Below are 3,309 nucleotides of genomic sequence, written 5' to 3'. Positions count from 1 at the left end.
GGCCACCGCACCGTCGCGCAGGGCCTCGGCCAGCGGCTGGGGCGGGTCCAGGGTCACCGCGCCGTACAGGGGGTAGGCCGCGTCAACGCCCTTCAGCGCCACCATGGCGGTGTCCTCTCCACTGGTACCACTGGGGCCGCCGGGCGTGGCCGAACGGGCCATGCCGCGCAACGAAAGCACCTGGCTCACCGTGCCCCGCGCCGACAGCCAGGCCAGTTCATCGGTCGAGGGCCGCGGGGTGGCGAATTCCACCGATGCATCGCCGCCCGTCAGGGCGCGTGCGTCACGCGCCAGTCCCGCCCGCACCGCCTCGGAGATGGACCCCACCGCGGCAATGGCGAACACCCCAAGGAACATGCACCCCAGAAACACCGCCAGCCGCCGCTGGCCAGAGCGCAGTTCGCGCAGGGCCAGCCGGAAGGCCAGGGCCAGATCGCGCCCACTGATCATGCGCGCTCTCCCTCACCATGCACACCAGAGCGGACTGCAGGCGCAAGGTCCGCCGTCTGCCCTGCAGACGCCGCACCTTCATGCAGCCTGCCGTCTTCCATGCGCACCTGCCGCCCGCACCGGGCGGCCAGTTCCCGGTCGTGGGTGATCAGCACCAGCGTGGTGGCGTGTTCCTCGCGCAGGCGGAACAGATGCTCGATGACCCGGCGGCCCGTTTCCGTATCCAGGTTGCCGGTGGGCTCGTCGGCCAGGATCACCCGCGGGGCGGACGCAAAGGCCCGTGCCAGCGCCACCCGCTGCTGCTCCCCGCCGGAAAGCTCCGCCGGGTAGTGCCCCGCGCGGCCCTCCAGTCCCACGGCGGCCAGCGCGGCCATGGCCCTGTCGCGCGCGTCCGGCGCATGCGAAAATTCCAGCGGCAGCGCCGCGTTTTCCAGCGCGGTCATGGTGGGCACCAGATGGAACGACTGGAACACGATGCCCAGGTGCGCCCGCCGGAACCGGGCCAGCGCATCCTCGTCCATGCCGCCAAGGTCGTGCCCGGCCACGCGCACCGTCCCGCTGCTCGGGCGCTCCAGCCCGGCAATGATCATCAGGGTGGTGGTCTTGCCCGAGCCGGAAGGCCCCACGATGGCCACGGTTTCACCGGCCCGCACGAAAAGGTCCACCCCGCGCAGGATGTTGACCTGGCCGGAACCGCCCACTAGGTTGAGATGTATACCGGAGAGAGCAATGATCGTATCTGTCACGCGAATCACCTTTGGCGGATGGAGTAGATGCCGGGCGCTGGCCCCGGCGGGACGGCTGATCCGGGCAATGGGCCGGAGCCGGGGAGTGAACTCGTTGGCATGCCGACGCTCACCAGCCATGTGCCGAACGCTGCAGATGGCGGCGCTGGGCGTGCTGTCGACGACGCTATGCATGCTCTCGGCCCTCGCGGGCCTTGGCCTGGCACTGCTGCCGCCCTCGGCGGCCTTTGCCGCCAGCGGCGACAATACCTACATACCGCATATCCTCGTATTGGGCGACAGTCTGGTGGCCGGACACGGGCTGGGAGCTGGCGATGCCTTCCCGGAGCGGCTGGGTGCCGCGCTGCACGCAAAGGGGCGTCCGGTGCGCATCACCAATGCCGGGGTTTCGGGCGATACCTCTGCCGGGGGACTTGCGCGGGCGGAATGGTCGCTGGCCGACAAGCCGGATCTGCTGATCCTGGAACTGGGCGCCAACGACGGTTTGCGCGGCCTGCCCGTGGAAGACCTGCGCCGCAACCTGTCCGCCATCATCGAACTCTGCCGCGCGAATGGCGTACGTGTGCTGCTGGCCGGCATGCGCGCCCCGAGGAACATGGGGCCGGACTATACCCGCCGCTTCGACGCGGTGTATCCTGAACTGGCAGCGCAATACGGCCTGACGCTGTACCCCTTCTTTCTGGACGGCGTGGCGCTGGACCGTTCGCTGAACCTGCCTGACGGCATGCACCCCAATCCAAAGGGCGTGCAGGTCATCGTCGAGCGCATGCTGCCCGTGGTCGAGCGCGAACTGGACGCCCTGAAGGCCGGAGACTGACCGGCATGCGCCTGCCCGCATCCTTTCCGATCAGGTGGCCGCGCCAGCCTCGTCAGCCGCATTTGTCGCGCCGCATCCCGTGGCGCATGCTGGCCCGCCCCGGCTCGCTGCTGGGGCTGCTGCTGGCGCTGGTCCTGTGGACAGTGGCGGGGCTTGAACCGTGGCAGGGTCTGGTTGTCGGCGTGCCCGACGGCGACACCATCGTGGTGCGCGATGAGCGCGGCCGTGACGTGCGGGTGCGACTGTACGGCATCGACGCGCCGGAATTGCACCAGCGCGGAGGCGAGCAGGCCCGCGACCTGCTGCTGCGCATGGTCATGGACCGCAAGGTGTACCTGGTGACCATCGACCGCGACGGCTACGGGCGCGACGTGGCCCATGTGCGCACCAGACCGCTTCCATGGGCGTCAGCTGGCGTATCTTCCGGCGAGGCACCGCGAGCCGCAACAACGCCGCCACGGCGGCAGGATTCACGCGCCGCCGCGAGTTTCGCCGCGGACGGTCTGCCGGACGAGCTTGCCGGCGACGTGAACGGCGACATGCTGCGAGCCGGGCAGGCCTGGTTCTATGGCGACTACTGCCGCCTGCCCTACCCCTGCCTTGCCTGGTATTTCGCTGCTGGCAAAGCCCGAGAGACCAACATCGGGCTGTGGAAGACCCGCAATCCTACCCCGCCGTGGGAATGGCGGAGGAAGAACCGGTAGACACCCGGCTCTTTCCGGGCTTCCCGCCTTCAGGCGCACACGCACAGCATCGCACACGCGTATTTATTGCTTCAGCATCTCGCCTTCGGCACTCCCATCGACGAGCATGCCAGTCCATGCATGCAGGCCACGCTGCAGCCGCGCAAGCGACGAGGCCTGGTTGGCCAAATGGCTCCGTAGCGTGCCTCACAAGACGGTTTTCTGCGAAAGGAGCGGCTTGTACGCGAGCCCCACGCGCGTGACGCCATTGTGAGGGCTGAAAGGCTGGCGAAGGCGGGAGGCAGGCAGGCCGTGCGCGACAGGGGGTAGCACAGGAGCGCGACGCCAGCGGCATCCTTGCGCCCAGACAGACCGAGGCCACAGGCTCAGCCGCAAGCAGCAACAGTCCTTCCCTGCCGCCGAACGCACGAAGGCCCCGGTGATTTCTCACCGGGGCCTTTTCGTGATGTGTCGGGATGCGGTTGTGCATCCCTTTGAGAATAAGTGCTGGCATCGGCCTACTTTCCCACGCAAGAGTACGCAGTATCATCGGCGATGGAGGGCTTAACTTCCGAGTTCGGAATGGGATCGGGTGTACCCCCTCCTCCATGGA

3 protein-coding genes, 1 rRNA gene and 1 pseudogene are annotated in these 3,309 nt (G+C 68.3%); 2 read left to right on the top strand and 3 right to left on the bottom strand.

Annotated elements, in window-relative coordinates; all coding sequences use genetic code 11:
- Both FVW20_RS10490 and FVW20_RS10485 read right to left on the bottom strand, forming a co-directional pair.
- Window positions 1-450 (bottom strand): annotated as a pseudogene (locus FVW20_RS10490) (permease); the annotation flags it as partial.
- On the bottom strand, window positions 447-1,205 hold the full coding sequence (locus FVW20_RS10485; protein WP_196609464.1) for an ABC transporter ATP-binding protein: 759 nt from the start codon (window positions 1,203-1,205) through the stop codon (window positions 447-449). The pseudogene FVW20_RS10490 and the gene FVW20_RS10485, both read right to left, overlap by 4 nt.
- 163 nt (window positions 1,206-1,368) lie before the next feature.
- On the opposite strand from FVW20_RS10485, the gene FVW20_RS10480 reads away from it, so the two are divergent.
- Complete coding sequence (locus FVW20_RS10480; protein ID WP_196609462.1) at window positions 1,369-2,013, top strand: arylesterase; 645 nt, start codon at window positions 1,369-1,371, stop codon at window positions 2,011-2,013.
- A 62-nt stretch (window positions 2,014-2,075) separates the two neighbouring features.
- Window positions 2,076-2,717: a thermonuclease family protein gene (locus FVW20_RS10475; protein WP_231039028.1), complete on the top strand. Its 642-nt coding sequence runs from the start codon at window positions 2,076-2,078 to the stop codon at window positions 2,715-2,717.
- 484 nt (window positions 2,718-3,201) lie between these two features.
- Here the strand turns inward: FVW20_RS10475 and rrf are convergent.
- Window positions 3,202-3,309 (bottom strand): 5S ribosomal RNA (gene rrf / locus FVW20_RS10470); the annotation flags it as partial.

Source organism: Nitratidesulfovibrio oxamicus, from assembly GCF_015731765.1.
Classification (GTDB): domain Bacteria; phylum Desulfobacterota; class Desulfovibrionia; order Desulfovibrionales; family Desulfovibrionaceae; genus Cupidesulfovibrio; species Cupidesulfovibrio oxamicus.
The sequence above is the reverse complement of the archived record's forward strand: the minus strand, read 5'-3'. Positions and strand labels throughout refer to the sequence as shown.